The organism is Acinetobacter sp. ANC 4636 (assembly GCF_054454555.1).
Genome location: NZ_JBTKVD010000004.1, coordinates 78,718 through 93,014, shown reverse-complemented (window position 1 = coordinate 93,014; position 14,297 = coordinate 78,718). Strand labels below are relative to the sequence as shown.

At 40.1% G+C, this 14,297-nt stretch carries 17 protein-coding genes; 6 read left to right on the top strand and 11 right to left on the bottom strand.

Going from position 1 to position 14,297, the window contains the following annotated elements; genetic code table 11:
* Positions 1-11 precede the first annotated feature (11 nt).
* Together ACX1N5_RS05780 and ACX1N5_RS05775 are read right to left on the bottom strand one after the other, a co-directional pair.
* The gene (locus ACX1N5_RS05780; RefSeq protein WP_458800814.1) at positions 12-1,283 is read right to left on the bottom strand and encodes a restriction endonuclease subunit S; all 1,272 of its coding nucleotides are present in this window, start codon (positions 1,281-1,283) and stop codon (positions 12-14) included.
* Positions 1,276-3,984 (bottom strand): type I restriction-modification system subunit M, encoded by a 2,709-nt coding sequence (locus tag ACX1N5_RS05775; RefSeq protein WP_458800812.1) that lies wholly within the window; start codon positions 3,982-3,984, stop codon positions 1,276-1,278. Before ACX1N5_RS05775 ends, ACX1N5_RS05780 begins: the two co-directional genes overlap by 8 nt.
* A 182-nt stretch (positions 3,985-4,166) precedes the next feature.
* On the opposite strand from ACX1N5_RS05775, the gene ACX1N5_RS05770 reads away from it, so the two are divergent.
* Positions 4,167-4,586 carry a hypothetical protein gene (locus ACX1N5_RS05770; protein WP_458800810.1) on the top strand — a complete coding sequence of 140 codons (420 nt, stop codon included), beginning with the start codon at positions 4,167-4,169 and terminating at the stop codon, positions 4,584-4,586.
* A 42-nt stretch (positions 4,587-4,628) separates the two neighbouring features.
* Here the strand turns inward: ACX1N5_RS05770 and ACX1N5_RS05765 are convergent, their stop codons facing one another.
* The 8 genes from ACX1N5_RS05765 to ACX1N5_RS05730 all read right to left on the bottom strand — a co-directional run bounded on the left by ACX1N5_RS05765 (position 4,629) and on the right by ACX1N5_RS05730 (position 11,873).
* Positions 4,629-6,239 (bottom strand): HNH endonuclease, encoded by a 1,611-nt coding sequence (locus ACX1N5_RS05765; RefSeq protein ID WP_458800809.1) that lies wholly within the window; start codon positions 6,237-6,239, stop codon positions 4,629-4,631.
* A gap of 89 nt (positions 6,240-6,328) precedes the next feature.
* Positions 6,329-7,336: an HNH endonuclease domain-containing protein gene (locus tag ACX1N5_RS05760; RefSeq protein ID WP_458800806.1), complete on the bottom strand. Its 1,008-nt coding sequence runs from the start codon at positions 7,334-7,336 to the stop codon at positions 6,329-6,331.
* The gene (locus tag ACX1N5_RS05755; RefSeq protein ID WP_458800804.1) at positions 7,329-7,916 is read right to left on the bottom strand and encodes a class I SAM-dependent methyltransferase; all 588 of its coding nucleotides are present in this window, start codon (positions 7,914-7,916) and stop codon (positions 7,329-7,331) included. Before ACX1N5_RS05755 ends, ACX1N5_RS05760 begins: the two co-directional genes overlap by 8 nt.
* A 69-nt stretch (positions 7,917-7,985) precedes the next feature.
* The gene (locus tag ACX1N5_RS05750) at positions 7,986-8,213 is read right to left on the bottom strand and encodes an AlpA family phage regulatory protein (RefSeq protein ID WP_131390084.1); all 228 of its coding nucleotides are present in this window, start codon (positions 8,211-8,213) and stop codon (positions 7,986-7,988) included.
* 102 nt (positions 8,214-8,315) lie between these two features.
* Positions 8,316-9,218, bottom strand: a complete 903-nt coding sequence (locus tag ACX1N5_RS05745; RefSeq protein WP_458800802.1) for a recombination directionality factor — start codon at positions 9,216-9,218, stop codon at positions 8,316-8,318.
* A gap of 122 nt (positions 9,219-9,340) precedes the next feature.
* Entirely contained in the window at positions 9,341-10,387 is a 1,047-nt protein-coding gene (locus ACX1N5_RS05740) for a YqaJ viral recombinase family nuclease (RefSeq protein WP_458800800.1), read from the bottom strand.
* A gap of 167 nt (positions 10,388-10,554) precedes the next feature.
* Positions 10,555-11,607, bottom strand: coding sequence for a DUF932 domain-containing protein (locus tag ACX1N5_RS05735; protein WP_458800799.1), 1,053 nt, complete (start codon positions 11,605-11,607; stop codon positions 10,555-10,557).
* 14 nt (positions 11,608-11,621) lie between these two features.
* On the bottom strand, positions 11,622-11,873 hold the full coding sequence (locus tag ACX1N5_RS05730) for a hypothetical protein (protein WP_458800796.1): 252 nt from the start codon (positions 11,871-11,873) through the stop codon (positions 11,622-11,624).
* A 603-nt stretch (positions 11,874-12,476) separates the two neighbouring features.
* On the opposite strand from ACX1N5_RS05730, the gene ACX1N5_RS05725 reads away from it, so the two are divergent.
* From ACX1N5_RS05725 to ACX1N5_RS05705, 5 genes are all read left to right on the top strand, one after another.
* On the top strand, positions 12,477-12,620 hold the full coding sequence (locus ACX1N5_RS05725; protein ID WP_458800794.1) for a hypothetical protein: 144 nt from the start codon (positions 12,477-12,479) through the stop codon (positions 12,618-12,620).
* A 29-nt stretch (positions 12,621-12,649) separates the two neighbouring features.
* A complete protein-coding gene (locus ACX1N5_RS05720) occupies positions 12,650-12,922 on the top strand; it encodes a hypothetical protein (protein ID WP_458800792.1) in 273 nt (90 codons plus the stop codon).
* Between the two features lie 10 nt (positions 12,923-12,932).
* Positions 12,933-13,076 (top strand): hypothetical protein, encoded by a 144-nt coding sequence (locus tag ACX1N5_RS05715; protein ID WP_458800791.1) that lies wholly within the window; start codon positions 12,933-12,935, stop codon positions 13,074-13,076.
* A 34-nt stretch (positions 13,077-13,110) separates the two neighbouring features.
* Positions 13,111-13,416, top strand: coding sequence for a hypothetical protein (locus tag ACX1N5_RS05710; protein ID WP_458800789.1), 306 nt, complete (start codon positions 13,111-13,113; stop codon positions 13,414-13,416).
* Positions 13,417-13,511: 95 nt separating this feature from the next.
* Positions 13,512-13,721: a hypothetical protein gene (locus ACX1N5_RS05705; RefSeq protein WP_458800787.1), complete on the top strand. Its 210-nt coding sequence runs from the start codon at positions 13,512-13,514 to the stop codon at positions 13,719-13,721.
* A gap of 92 nt (positions 13,722-13,813) precedes the next feature.
* Here ACX1N5_RS05705 and ACX1N5_RS05700 read toward each other — a convergent pair whose 3' ends face one another.
* Positions 13,814-14,170 (bottom strand): hypothetical protein, encoded by a 357-nt coding sequence (locus tag ACX1N5_RS05700; RefSeq protein ID WP_458800786.1) that lies wholly within the window; start codon positions 14,168-14,170, stop codon positions 13,814-13,816.
* Positions 14,171-14,297: the final 127 nt, after the last annotated feature.

Genomic DNA, 14,297 nt, shown 5'->3' with positions numbered 1-14,297 from the left:
CATTCCATACTTTAATTTTTAAGTAAATCTTCTAAGAGACCTATTTTTACTTTCTCTAATTTCTCTAATTTTTCAATTTCGTTACTTAAATGTCTATCAGCATTTAATAAAATCGCCGAAATTTTTTCTTGTTCACTTACTGTTGTCGGAACAGCAATTTGATAGGCTTTAAAAAAAGGTAAACCAATCGTTTTAATCGTACTTCCAATGGCAATATTTTCAAAGACAAGTTTATCCTTCTGCAACCTGTAATACAAAAAATAGTTGTTTAATTGTCTTGAACACTTCCAAGCCATGAAATGCTGACTGACTGCCATATCCTCAGTCAGTATGGCACTCTTACCAATTCCTGCATCCCTAGAAAGGATAACCGTACCTTTAGAGTGCATTACTGCCGAAGAGTTTTGTATACCTAAATCACTAATTTCTTTATCTGTTTCAGAAATATGAATCTGATCTAGCTTAGAGGAATCTGCAAGTGAAACCCATTTAATCCCCCCATTCCAATATGAAGGAACATTCTTATTTGGCGTATGTCCACTTCCTCTGGTAGCAATATTATCTAACAAAGAGATATCCCAATCCTTTGGAATAAACCCAAGTTCAGTCTCATGATAAAGATCAGGTGCGTCTTTATAACTTGACCGGAGATTTCCTTTTGAGTCTACGCCACGAGTAAGTAGATCATTTAAAAGTCCCTGCTTCTTGCTAACCAATTTACGAATAATATTCTTTTGAAGATTAATTAAATTTTGAAGATTATCTAAAACTCTAGCAATATATTCCTGATCCTTTGGATTTGATGGAACAAAAATCTCTAGATCTAAATATTCCTGAAACTTAAAATTAATTAGTCCTGTCGTCTGTTGCTGAAATCGCATTATGATTGGTTGAAAGTAAATATAGTGGAGTAACCAAAATATATATTTACTATTGATATTGCTTTTTAAGCGAATCACTCGAAAAAAGTTTGAACAAATAAAATTCTCGTCGGCATTTTTATTAAAATATGCAATACGACCAACAGGTTGTGTAGGACTTCCACCTGAGCCTTCAACTAAGATATCACCGAATTGCAATTTTTTTCTTTCTAGCTGTTGTGGATCAATTTTTCGTTTTACCGCTGTATTGTAATTAATTTCACCATTATTTTTAATTTCAGTCGCACGAATTACATTAGCATTTGGGAAATAAGAGTCATCCCCCCATTCCCCTGCATATTGGGATTCAACTAAATCACGAATTTTGACTTTATCGAAAGTGATATTAGTTAGATCAAACATAACCAAGCTCCTTTAAGAAACCTGATAATTCAGATGCTACTTTCTCTCGCTCTTGCTCAATTTCATTTAACGTAACTTTATATTTATCCCACCACGTTTCAAAACACTGCACCACGGCCTGACGTTGAATATTGATATAACGATTTAAAATCTGAGTCATATCGTTATGCAAAATATTCAAAATTAAAATAGCTGCTTGCTCACTGTCTAAGCCATCTACTGCTTGGTTTAAGTACTCAACAAATTGTGCTTCTTTTTCAGACACCGCTTGTTTTGCTTCTTTTAACTCAGCTTCTACAGCGGCATAAGCTTCTAAAGCCTCATAGACTGGTTCAAGCTCATTTTCAATCACTTGAATTTGACGATGCACTTTGCTTTCCTGACTATCAATCGCTTGAGTTTGTACTTCAATGCTTACAATCATATCCTGATTTAGCAATGCATCTTTTTGCAGTTTCTTCAGTTGTACATTTAAAGCTTTACGCTCTTTTTCAAGGGCTCTCACAGATTGCTTGAGTGGCTTAATTTGAGCCTCTTTCGTCTTCTTCTGCTCTTTCAAATCTTTAATCGAAGCTTGATCAGACTCACTTTCTTCCTCATCTGATTCCGTACCTTCTAAAGCAGCTAACTGACCTTCAAGCTCAGTCTTTTTCGCATTCAACTGCTCTAAATCATCAACGAAATCACCCATTAGGAATTTTACCAACTTGTGCTCAAGTGGGCTTTCTTTACGAGTCTTGTCCTCAAGCGCAGTCACAATACCTGTACGCCAAGCATCCACTACACCACTTGAACCACGTGCCATTAGCGTCAAGAAATCATATTTTGCTTGATACCAAAAACCAGCAATCATTCCTTTAACTTGGAAGTTATCGAGCATACCCACTTGATTCAAAGTTTGACTAAAACTTTCAAGTAATTGCTGGCGGACACTTACAAAACTTTTCTCACCAACCAATGTTGTGATTGAGCTTGCGTTTTCTGACCACCACTTTTCAAATGACGCTTTAATTTCTGCTTCTCTCGCCACGACTGAAGCTTGTTGTGAGATTAAAGATTTAAACTCTGCTTTTGATTGCATCTCAGGTAAAAAGTCATAGTACTTTTCATCACGTTCAACAAACAAAGCTGATGCATCTAGACCGTGTGCTTGAAATAAAGGCGCTTTATTTGAGACTTCAGGCTTAGGAATACCACCAACTAAATGTGCTCGAACATCCTGAGGTTCTGGTTCAGGCGTGTTATCTACATAGCGACGAATATTAAGGTTGTAATCGTTATCTACAATCTCTTGATAATCAACGATTTTAGAGAAATTATCCAACTCTGAGTAATTCTCATAGGTTGAAGCGATTTTTTCGATATGTTCAGGTAATAGATAGTTTTGCGCACGGCCTTCGAAATATTCACGATCCGCATTGATAAATAATACTTTGCCTTGTCGATTTTGCGGTTTTCCACTAATACGCTCTGATGCATCGTTTTTACGCTGACGTAGAATTAAGATACACGCTGGAATACCTGTGCCATAAAACAGATTTGGTGCAATACCGATGACAGCTTCTAATAAATCATCATCAATAATGCCCTGACGAATCGTCTTTTCTTCGCCACTACGGAATAGCACACCGTGAGGTAAAACAGTCGCAACGAGACCTTCATCTGCACAGACCGCCAACATGTGCTGTACAAACATCAAATCTGCTTTTTTAGAACCTAACTTCACCTCACCATAAGGGAAGCGAATATCTGAAAAATCAGGCTTCCACGCAATTTCCCCTTTTTCGTTTTTATCTTTACTCCCCCATGGGATCGAAAATGGAGGGTTAGTCAAAATACGGTCGAAACGACGTAATTCACCATTTTTTAAATGGCGAGGGTGTTCAAGCGTGTCATCATTTTGCAAATCTGCTGAACTAATACCATGTAACAGCATATTCATCTTAGCAATCGACCAAACTGTCCCGTTGGCTTCTTGCCCATAGAGATTTGCTTTACGTCCATCCTGACCATGCTCATCCATATATTCTTTTGCATGAATCAGCATACCGCCAGAACCACAACATGGATCATAAACATGATGATGCTGTTGAGGACGCATCATGCGTACCATCAATCGAACAACTGATCGAGGTGTATAGAATTCACCGCCTTTTTTACCAGCTGAATCTGCGAACTCACCAATAAGATACTCGTATGCAGCTCCAAGTAAATCAGGAAATTCAAAGTCCTCATTTCTCAAACGGTAAGTTGCAAAATGCGAAATAAGTTGTCGTAAATTGATGTCTTTAATTCGGCTTTTACCAATTTTTCTATTGAAATCGATATGTTCTAAAACATCTTCTAGACTCACGTTATTTACCTCAAGACCACCAAGGGCTTTGTTAAGGTAATCGCCAACGTTGTTGTGAGCGTGTTTTACAATAAAATCATAGCGTGATTCTTCAGGAACCCAAAAAGAACCTTCTTCTTTATAAAAGTCCTTAAGCTTAGATGCTTCCTGAGCTTCCTCTTCAGAATGACCTGCTTCAATAAACTCTTTGATCAAACGCTCTCTATTCTCGTCAAAAACATCCGAACAGCGTTTAATGAACAACATACCAAAAATATATTCTTTAAATTCAGATGCATCCATTTTTCCACGCAGGATGTCTGCAGCTTTAAATAAATGATTTTCTAATTGGCTAAGCGTTAACGGCATTTTTTACCTACAAGTATAAATTTCGACCCAATAAAAAATTCTAAATGAGCCGAAGAAATTCAAAAAATCACATTCATTGTAATAGAAACGTCAAAGTTTTTAGCATTGTCGAAAAAATTATTTTTATGTGAATTGCGTTAAAATAATTTGAATATTTTTTGCTTTTCTTGGATATTTTTTTTATGCGCAGACATTGGCTTGCTTATCATAAAGTAAGCACGAAAGATAAGAGCTCATTTTATTACCATGATTTACCTCAACCAATGGTTTACGCCAAGCAAAATAAGAATCTAAAAACTGATGATATTGTTTGGATGATTCAAGGAGAATTTACTGGAAAACCACCTGTAAATTTTACTTTAGTGGATTGCTTCATCGTTCGTGATCGGATAACACCACCTGCCTTTTTATCAGATGAGTTTGTATGTGCATACGATGCTAAACGTTCTTTTCTTCCATCGCCAATAGAAATGAATAAAAGTGATCCTAATTGGATCGTGTTACATCAAGATTTTTTAACTAAACAAGGCAATTTACAAGAGCTAAAGTCCTCACTTTATACCAATGCTTTAAAAGAAATCAGTGGGATTTACAAGTTTTAGATGTATCCCTTTGCAGAGGGAACTCTGCAAAGGGTGTACATATTATAGTGGTTTCTGCATTTGAACGAGAATAAGGCCTTCAGGCATTACTTGAATACCATCATTACTCTCACCAGTTTTCAAAATTGTCTGCCAATAATCAGTAGATCGCTTCCCACTAAAAATGGTCGATGAAAGCTGTGTATTAACCAAGAAAGGTAGAGCTGCAAAATTTCTTAAAAAATTTCGGATGTTTGTCCACAATTGATCAGGGAATTTAATTTGAAAAGGTTTATTCGGATAGTAAGCTCCACCAACTGTACTGTAATAATTGGTAATTAATTCACGAATCAATGATAACCAATTATAAACAATCTCTTCTTTACTCAGACGGAAAGCCTTCAGGTGCTCTAAAGGTATGGTTTGTCCTTTTTGGATTTTACTTTCAATCTGACCTGTCCCAATTTCGAAATCATACTTTTCAATATAAAATTCTTCAGCAATGATATTCATTAACTGAACTAGTTGACTAACTTCAAGTTCCCGAGGATTTTCACCAACATCAGATTTATAATCCAACCGGGTTTCTAATAATTCAGAATGAATAAAGAAAGAATAGAATGTACGCTCCACGCTAATGTAGGAAATTGGTTTTTCAGTCGCCTTACCTGCCATATCAATATAATCACGCAACTTATTTTCTGGACTGGTAATTACTGCATTACGAACCGAATCCAATACATATCGTTTTATCTCTCTAGACTGACCTTTGAAATGCGAGGCTAAGTCCTTTTCGGAAAAACTGAAATCATCTTCAGCTCGAGTGGTATCCATACGGTAACGCTGTAATTTATCCTGATATAAAGTGCTACCAAGATGACGTTGAACTGATTTATCGAAAGCAACTTGTTTTAATGTTGTCCCAGCATTAAAGTTTGTCGTAATTAATACATCGGCATCTACATCCACAAAAACTCGAACAGGTAATGAGCGAACACCCAACATAATTTGTGCAGCGGCTTTATGCTGACCATCAAAGATAAAAATACCTGATTTATTGTTTTGGCTTTGCATCCACGCTAAAGGAATATGTAGTTGTGGTCTTTTTTGATAAAATTCTTCAACCAACTTACTAATATTTGGACCAATTGATCTTGGGTTAATTCTTTGATCATGATGCAAATATTCAATAGGCATTTTAGCAAAAAAATATTTAAAGCCACTGAGATCATCTTGATAAAGAGGTAACTGATAAATTTTTTCATCACCTATACTAGAAAAACTAAAGTGAATGACATCATCTTCTATTTTAAAATTTAATTCATGTTGTCCGCCTTTAGCATTCTCAAGTATATGCGCTAAATTCGGAACTTTATTTCCATGTTGTAGATCTTCTTTCAGCTGCTTAAAGCGTTGCAAAATACGGGCAACTTCTAGATTACTCGCCTGCTTTGATCGGTTACAACTCGCATGTGTTAAAGCAAAGTTACTCGGATCATCTTTACCATTATGAGCAGACGGTATCACATGATCAATATCAATACTGTCAGAGTGAATAACTAAATCAATTGGCTTTTCACATATAAAGCACATACCCTTTTGTGCTTCATGTAATACGTTTATTAACTGTTCTCGTTCATTTGCTTTTAGTCGATTTAGATATAGTGAAGCCATTTTTCCCCTACAAATTCTAATAATCTTAGAGTCTATTGATATCAGGTTACGATTATTATATTTTTTATAAAAGTACTCAAATTTTTAGGTTAGAGGGACCATATTAAGTAATTATTTTCACTGGCTTGTGCATAAGCCCAATCAGCCACCATATGTGATCTTTCTTTATCCGTCAGAAAACCTAATACAGATATCCGATCGATAATAATTAAATCTTGCGCTTCATTCCGTTCCTGCCATTTATGCAAAAACTCTTCAGAAGCCAATGAGTTGCTTTTCTTAGAGTTACAACTTACATCTGCAAGGACAAAATTATGCCCAGTATCGGATGGATACATTGACCATGGAATAAAATGGTCAACCGCATAATTACCTTTTTTCATTTCTTTATTGCAATAGAAGCATTTGCACTCTTGTAGCTCGGTCAAGACATTTGCAACTGCATTTAGTTGATTACGGCTCGGCTCAAACATAAACTGTTCAAGGTTCGGAAGCTTATTTAAGATGGGTGCGTTACTACTGTTTTTTCGAATGTAATCAATCCACCGCTTTTGACACAGTTCTTCAATAATTTCACTGAACTGGCGTAAGCAAAACATCACTTGAGGTAATAAGATCAGTTGGTGATTAGATTTTTCTAACTGATATAAAAACTCAAAATTCTGACCATTTAAGTTTTGCAGATAACGTACTGGCATTTCTTTGACTGTTCTTGCCACATCCTTCAGCAACCTTAACCAAACCGATGAATCTCGGCGTAATACACCAAGTGATGAATATCTCTGCCTGAGCAAAACGATTTGATTGACAATAGCCGCCTGCTTACCATTATTCTGATTGAGGATCAGTTGACCTTCTTCATGAAATGTATATGGCACAGCTTGCTTCCAATAGAGTTCAATAAACTTCTCAGCAATGTCTGTATACTCAAGTGCCAACTGTTCTCCGCTGTCTTGACCTCTCTCAATTGCTAATCGACTAAGACTAATCAGTAAGGCAAATTTATAGGTACTACTAAAGCTACCTGACTGTAAGATCAACTGAATATTTTTTAAGAATTTAAGTTGTTGTTGTGCTGATGGAATGGAATTAAACATTTTTCTTCCAAAGTAAGTTCAACCACTCTTCTGTACGATCAGGTCTTTTATCAATAGTAATCCACTGTTGAATTAAGCTAGTTTCATCAAATTGTGCCAACAATTCTTGAGCATGCTGTTCATTCAAATCAGTAAATTTTCGACCATCCTTCTCTCGATCAGAATCACCATATTTGAAAGACATATAGATCAAGCCATTCGGCTTGAGAGCATGAAGCATTTTTTCCAGAACATCAGGTAGTCGATTTCTCTCACAATGCAGTAATGATGCACATGCCCAGATGCCATTGTACTTTTCATTTTCATTTAAGTCATAAAAACTTTGCTGACGTATTTCCAGCCCTGTAAGCTCTCTCGCCTTGGCCACAAGGGCTTCAGCATAATCGATTGCTTCAACTTGATAACCTTTATTTTTAAAAGCTAGAGTGTCTCTACCTGAACCACACCCCAAATCGAGAATAAACGCATGTTCAGGCAAGAATCTTAGGAATGGCTGATACAAGCTCTCCATATCGACCTTATACGTCGTCTCACAGAACATTTGGGCATTGGCATTATAGTAATTGATGGTTTGATTCATATTTTTCTGAATTTTTCTAAGTACTTATAGTCTACTAAAAAAATAAGGGAGCCGAAACTCCCATCTAAGTTAGCGGTTTGCTAACTTAGATTCAATCCATTGGTTAATTTCCAATGCAGACCAACCAACACGCCCAACCGTTAAATTAACTTGCTTTGGAAATGTTGGATCATATTGCTTATGTTTTTCATTCATGATGTTATAAATCGTTGCTCGACTCAGGCCTGTAATCTGAATAACTTCTTTTAAGTTAATGATTTGATTCATTACAAATGTTTGACCAATAAATGTAGTCATGACGGGTGCTCCTAATATCAATAAAGCGAGCTGTGTCTTTCGCTCAAATGATGTGGCATCCTGTAAAAACTTATTGCTCGGATACCCTTACCCCACTCACGCCTAATTCACCACCCGAACACTCTGCTGCAAACCTTGTTGAATCTGCTGAATTTCAGAGATGTTCTGCTTCTGATCAATTGAGGATGCTTCATTCGACTGCTCAGGATAAAACTCCTCCACAACCTCTATTCCATCCTCCCCCTCATCCCGATCAAACACCGCATTGGCATAACCTTGCCGTGCCACCTGATCCAGTAACTCCTGTTGAAAACCACAGGCTTGGGCTTCCTGTTGTAGTTGCTTAGCGGCAATGATGGCATGTTGCAAACTGACTCCCTCCCTTAAAGTCAGATCCACATAGTAGATTGGTGTGCCATAACTCTGACTGGTGCTTTTTCCTCTTAAAGTGAGTTGCAGAGGCAGGCAGGACAGCAAGCCATTGACTGCGGCATGGTAATAACGCAGCCGTGCGGTTAAGGTACGAATCGTATTAAAGCCTGTGGTTCTGAGGACAAAGCTGCCCAGCTCATCCTGTTCATCCAAATTGACATATAAACGGGCATAGGGCTTACACTGCCCGCCTTGTGCTAACGGGCATAGATCAGGTGATGGGCAAGGATGTTGTTCAACCCCATTACCTGTTCGACGCTGACACATTTCCCCATTACCAATACAGATTGGTCGTCCAGTCTGACGGTCAAATAAAGTATATTCGGCACGTAAATTCAGTTCTGGATCATCAAATAACATCCGCACTGGAATACTTCTGAGTTTCTGATTGGGGGCTTTGGCACGAAGCTGCTCATCCAGAGGATGCTTGACCCACCCCTCCTTGGTATGGATTTGACTGGTAATGGTAAATTGATCGTCTTTTTCAGGTAGACGTTTACCGTTCTTTTCCACCACTTTACCGATACTGATACGACCCAGTACGGGCGGGGTAATAATTAAACCTTTAATCATGTGGATGTCCTCTATTCATTTCATAAGTGAGTAGTTAAATTACAAATAAAAAATCCCATGCACTGAGCACGGGATTTCTGAAGTTGGTTGAATGTGAAAACAGTTGAATGAAGCCACTCCATTCAATCGCTGTAAATCTGTAAACGTCGGCTGCCTTGCTTGGTTTGTGGAAACTGCTGTAGATATTCAGGATGCTGTTTCAATAGGGCTTTGCTATCCAGACTGATTGAGTCCTTGGAGCGTTTCCATGTGACTGAGCCTGCTTGAAACACGGCACGTTCCGCATCTTGTATCTTGGCTTGTAGCTGATGCTTGAGCAGATCAAACTGTTCCTGATGCTGTTCAATCAAATTGCGCTGTTGAAGCAGTTGCTCAAACTGTTGATTGGCATCGTTATCTTCAGACAGATCAGTCGTACTCAATGGCACATGCTCTGGATAGAGCAATTGCAAGGCTTTGGCAGCTGAAGCACTGGCATCGACTGACGGTGGAATATCCTGTTGCACACAATCCCAGAATTGACGTTCAGCCTGAATGATGTGAGTAATCACTGATTCATTGCGGGTGACTTTAAAAATCTTGGTCTCATGCCCACACAGCAACACACAAACATGTGCTGCTTGTTTGCCTGTCACCGCCAGTTGATGTTGCACTTGGCAAAGCACGTATAAAGGCACACCCTCCCGCCACAGTTTTGCCCCATGTTCGCCTGCGGTTTTACATTCCAGAATCTGCACTTCAGGATGGCCCACTACGGCATAATCTAGATTCGCCAGCATAAAATGCTTATCGGGATCAGGATGCTGTAACACCGCATTGACCCGACGGACTTTATGCTGAGTATGCAGACTGTAGTATTCTGCGACTAAGGGTTCTAGCTGTTTACCCCAGTACAAAGGCGAATGCCCTTGATGTTCATCTTCGATGTTTTGCTGGATGCGTCCAGTTTTGATCATCCACAGTTCTAACATCGACATATAAGGGTTGAGTCCACAAGCGGCCGCACAATCACTACTGCCAATGCCCTGCCGACGCACTTCTAGCCATTCGGCTTGACTGAGCTTTCGGGTATCCACAAAGCGTTTGGCAGTAAACAGTTTCGGACGAGTGTTATTTAGAATTGGCTGAGGCGATGTCGATGGGTTTGAAATAGACAGTGCTGTATTCATGAGAATGTCCTGTAGTTGTTCAATTTTGGGCATAAAAAAAGCTATGTCCGAAGACACAGCTTTGAATGTGATTGAATAAATAAATGGCTTTGATGATTTGAAGATCAGAGTGGGCTGGCTTGTACGCTAACTTGATCGCTATCTACCGTACAAGCTAGCGATCAAGCTTAGGCAATCAAACGTAATGCTTGTTCTAGTCCTCGTTGTTTCAGGGCTGCACCTGCCCCGAACCATGCCGAATCCAGACGGTGATCCTGACTCATGGCACGACGTTCGTGATCGGCAAATTCGGTGATGCTACACAGCAAGCCATAGGCACTGTCTTTGGCTGAACTCAGTTCGGCACCGCGTCCCTGACCATTAAACATGCTCATCACTTTAGACATGGCACGTCCATTCGGTTCAGCTTTATTCTCGGTTTTGCCTGTCGGATTGCTTTGTGCTTGGGTGGCAACATTGCGGTAGAACTGAATAATGCTGTCGTCCTGATCCGCAAGGCTTAGGCTAGTGTTGTTAAACACTGCATCAAAATAGGCTGCTGCTTCGGTTTGCGTGACTTTACGTTGGCTGAGCTGTTTCATTTCATACATGTGTTCATCCCATACCCGAACGGAAATGCCCAGTTGCTGTTTAACCTTCTCGGCATTGAACTTGGTGCTATGGGGTACTTTCACCACACCTGCACTACTGCTTTGTCCTTTTAGGGCAATTGCCAAAGTGTTGTTACACACCACACGGATTGAAGTGAATTGTGCGGTAGTGGCGAGTGTGCCATCACATGCTGTCGCAAGTAGAATATAGCCATTGCTGACATCCTTGCCTTTGAGCATAGAGGTTTGTCCCGTCTTCGCCAGTGCCCAGAACTTCTTGCCGCCTTTGAGTACCCCTGCGGTTTCCAGTTCAAAGCCAGCCTGTTCAGTCAGATCCCGATAGAATTCCAGAATCTCCAAGGGTTGAACTTCCTGATAACGCTGACTGACCACAGAAAGTGGTGCATGGGTATCAGAACGATATAGTACCCGTTGTTCTTCATAGGGCAGAATGATGCTTTGCCCTCGCTCATTCTGAGCCATGTAGCTGACATTGGAGGATTCAATCCGCCAGTCCATGCCTGCCTGCTGTGCCCAGACTTCAATCGGTTGATGAGGTGTCAGACTATTACCTAGACCATGCCAAGGGGTTTCACCGACATAGGCCATTTGTTCAAGTAGATGTGCCATGGTTTTGTCCTCGATTAGTACTGGTGGTCGGTAAAGGATTTAGAGAATTGTGGAGGCTGCTGTTGATGATCAATGATGGCTAGGACGACACCTCCAATCGCTGCACCTGCAATGGCACCAATCCATGGGGAATAACCCAAAGAGCGTGAGACATACAGTCCGAGCTGAGCAAGGTTATTTGGGGAAAGCAGCATGAGTGGTTGCGGTGGAGTAAAAGTCTGATCTTCGTAGAATGCATTTGCATCCTCATGGTGTTGATATGGCATCGTGAGATACTCCCTATAGATGAAATACGATGTGATTTAAATCGGCATGTTGGAAGACCTGTTGCACTGTGCTAAACAGGTCTTGTTTCATCTCGGTGATATGTATCTCAAAATAATTGGGATGCGTTGCTAATCAATTGAATTTGGCAGCAATTGACCTTTTAAAAAGTGCAGATTATCATGCAAGGGCTGACCTACATTGTCAGTCGGTTTTGACAGACCGTTTCATCTAGCGCATCAGGTTTAGCTCTTTCTGAGCATGACTTGTATGTGTAACCTTCTCGTCCCCCTTTGCGGTAGAACGGGAGGGGGACGCGTTCGCGCGTGCTGGTTCTAGATGTCCAGTCTGTCAACCCCTTTTCGTTCTGCCACCATAATCAATTGACAGTGATTCGGCAGAACTTCTATTACATCTAGGAGTCGCTATGACTGTTTCTCATTGTTTATTTTCTTCTTCTATGCCGCTCAGGCATGGCTTGTCTTCGCCTTATATTTCGATCTTGTCTCAGACCTAAGCATTCATCTGTAAGTTTTTTATGCATTCAGACATCACCTGTCTGGAGTACATGCCATTTTGAGGTACATGTCATAAGGAGCAGCGGTATGAAGCTTTTTGCACGCCTGATTTTAATCATTGGGCTGGTGATCTGGTTAGGTCCTGCCATTCTTGGCTTTTTTGTCATTATGGTCTTGCTATGGGCATTGCTGTCTTTGGCAGGCTGGGACAAACCTGATGATCGTTTCTAATAACACAATAAACCATAAGGAAAAGAGCCATGTCGAAGTATGCAGGCTTATCAGTACTGGTCTTACTCATGTCGGGGCTGTTATCTGGCTGTGAAAGTAAGGCAAAACGTGATTTTAATGCAGGCTGTCAATCAGGGGGACAAAACCGATCTATCTGTTCATGTGTCTATGATCGTCTAGAAAAACACTATTCACCTGAGTTCATGGAAAAACTGGGGGAAATGAATCCAAGCAATATGCAACTTCCTGCTGATTTTGGTGATGCCATGGTCAATGCAGTTCAACATTGTCAGGCTCGCTAAGGAAAACATCATGAAAAACTATGTGATTGGATTTTATATCGTTGTGGCAGTGCTGTTTTCTTTTTACCTGAAAGGATGCAGTGCCACTGCGGATCGCAGCTATATGTACAACCTCGGCAAAGCAATTGTTTGGCCAATTTCCATGTTTAATTAATTTCAACTACAGCAGAAACATCAGGATAATCACAATGAAAAAACTACTTCTCGCTCTGAGCTGTACCTTATGCAGCTTGCCTGCACTGGCAAAAACTGAACAAGTCACAGTCACCGTGAAAAAGATTGAAGGTTATGGCGAATCAGGAGATGCCTATACCTTTAAAGCCACCTCTGGCAAACGCTATATGGTGTATAACGCAGGTGGTTCTCAACCGATTTCAGGTGAAGCACTGATTATGAAAGCTGAGAAAAATAAACAGCCGATTTGCTTAAAACTCGCTGCTGATCCAGCACAACCCCGTATGGTAGATGCGGTTCGTGCTGGACTTTGCAAATAAGCCTGATTGAGCTTGCTGCTGACTGAGCTTTTAACAATCACACCGAGATTCAGCACAGTAGCAAGTTGCTTCCCACTTAGAATGAGAATAAAAACATGCCTATTCATAAACGCCTGAGCCTGATCACAGGATTGATTTGCCTAATCACTCTCACGGGCTGCCAAGAGAAAACCACCTCCTCACCTTCAGCCAGTGCTGAAACATCCGCAAGTGATGCGGCAGAAGCCTCAGCCATGGTCAATAGCAGTGTCAATGATCTGGATAAATTCACTCACCCAGCTTCTGAAGCCAAAGCAGCACCATAAGGACTAGCGTATGTAGTATTGGTTAATGGAGCATCGACTGTTCAGATTCGTTAAAATGAATGCCCTAATGAATACATCTTTAGGGCTTCTACTCAATGTATGCCTCGACGTCGAACTACATCAAATTGTGCTGTTCCAAAGGTACGCATATTGGGCTTTTTCACCCTTAACATTTGTGTCTCTTTTTCAGGGCTCACCAAATAAGCTGAGGCATTGAGTGCATTCTCAACCGCTACAGGGTTATCACGATAAATTATCCCGATTCCTAAGCGATTCATTAAAGCGTAGCGATGTTTGACTTGTGGCTGATTGGACGTATAAAACTCACCTTCGCCATCCGTTAAGATATCTCTCCAATAACGCCCAACTTCTAGCCCTAGGTAATAGTCATTCTGGTGCCTATGCCCATCATAAACTAGAAGTAAATGAATATGATAACCACGTTGCAAACCCTGCTCCAACGCCCATGCCCACCAGTGTAAGTTACTAAAACAGCCATCTCGATTAGATAGACGGTTTAATAAGATTTGTAGATACTGATGACAACGATGTAGGTCATATCCACCTGAGCTTAGC

Bases quoted from the DNA above. Each gene is read 5' to 3' on its own strand.
- ACX1N5_RS05745 (WP_458800802.1), bottom strand. From the start codon at position 9,218: ATGATTAAAGGTTTAATTATTACCCCGCCCGTACTGGGTCGTATCAGT.
- ACX1N5_RS05735 (WP_458800799.1), bottom strand. From the start codon at position 11,607: ATGGCACATCTACTTGAACAAATGGCCTATGTCGGTGAAACCCCTTGG.
- ACX1N5_RS05755 (WP_458800804.1), bottom strand. From the start codon at position 7,916: ATGAATCAAACCATCAATTACTATAATGCCAATGCCCAAATGTTCTGT.
- ACX1N5_RS05780 (WP_458800814.1), bottom strand. From the start codon at position 1,283: ATGTTTGATCTAACTAATATCACTTTCGATAAAGTCAAAATTCGTGAT.
- ACX1N5_RS05720 (WP_458800792.1), top strand. From the start codon at position 12,650: ATGTCGAAGTATGCAGGCTTATCAGTACTGGTCTTACTCATGTCGGGG.
- ACX1N5_RS05710 (WP_458800789.1), top strand. From the start codon at position 13,111: ATGAAAAAACTACTTCTCGCTCTGAGCTGTACCTTATGCAGCTTGCCT.
- ACX1N5_RS05730 (WP_458800796.1), bottom strand. From the start codon at position 11,873: ATGCCATATCAACACCATGAGGATGCAAATGCATTCTACGAAGATCAG.
- ACX1N5_RS05765 (WP_458800809.1), bottom strand. From the start codon at position 6,239: ATGGCTTCACTATATCTAAATCGACTAAAAGCAAATGAACGAGAACAG.
- ACX1N5_RS05740 (WP_458800800.1), bottom strand. From the start codon at position 10,387: ATGAATACAGCACTGTCTATTTCAAACCCATCGACATCGCCTCAGCCA.
- ACX1N5_RS05775 (WP_458800812.1), bottom strand. From the start codon at position 3,984: ATGCCGTTAACGCTTAGCCAATTAGAAAATCATTTATTTAAAGCTGCA.
- ACX1N5_RS05725 (WP_458800794.1), top strand. From the start codon at position 12,477: ATGAAGCTTTTTGCACGCCTGATTTTAATCATTGGGCTGGTGATCTGG.
- ACX1N5_RS05750 (WP_131390084.1), bottom strand. From the start codon at position 8,213: ATGACTACATTTATTGGTCAAACATTTGTAATGAATCAAATCATTAAC.
- ACX1N5_RS05770 (WP_458800810.1), top strand. From the start codon at position 4,167: ATGCGCAGACATTGGCTTGCTTATCATAAAGTAAGCACGAAAGATAAG.
- ACX1N5_RS05705 (WP_458800787.1), top strand. From the start codon at position 13,512: ATGCCTATTCATAAACGCCTGAGCCTGATCACAGGATTGATTTGCCTA.
- ACX1N5_RS05715 (WP_458800791.1), top strand. From the start codon at position 12,933: ATGAAAAACTATGTGATTGGATTTTATATCGTTGTGGCAGTGCTGTTT.
- ACX1N5_RS05760 (WP_458800806.1), bottom strand. From the start codon at position 7,336: ATGTTTAATTCCATTCCATCAGCACAACAACAACTTAAATTCTTAAAA.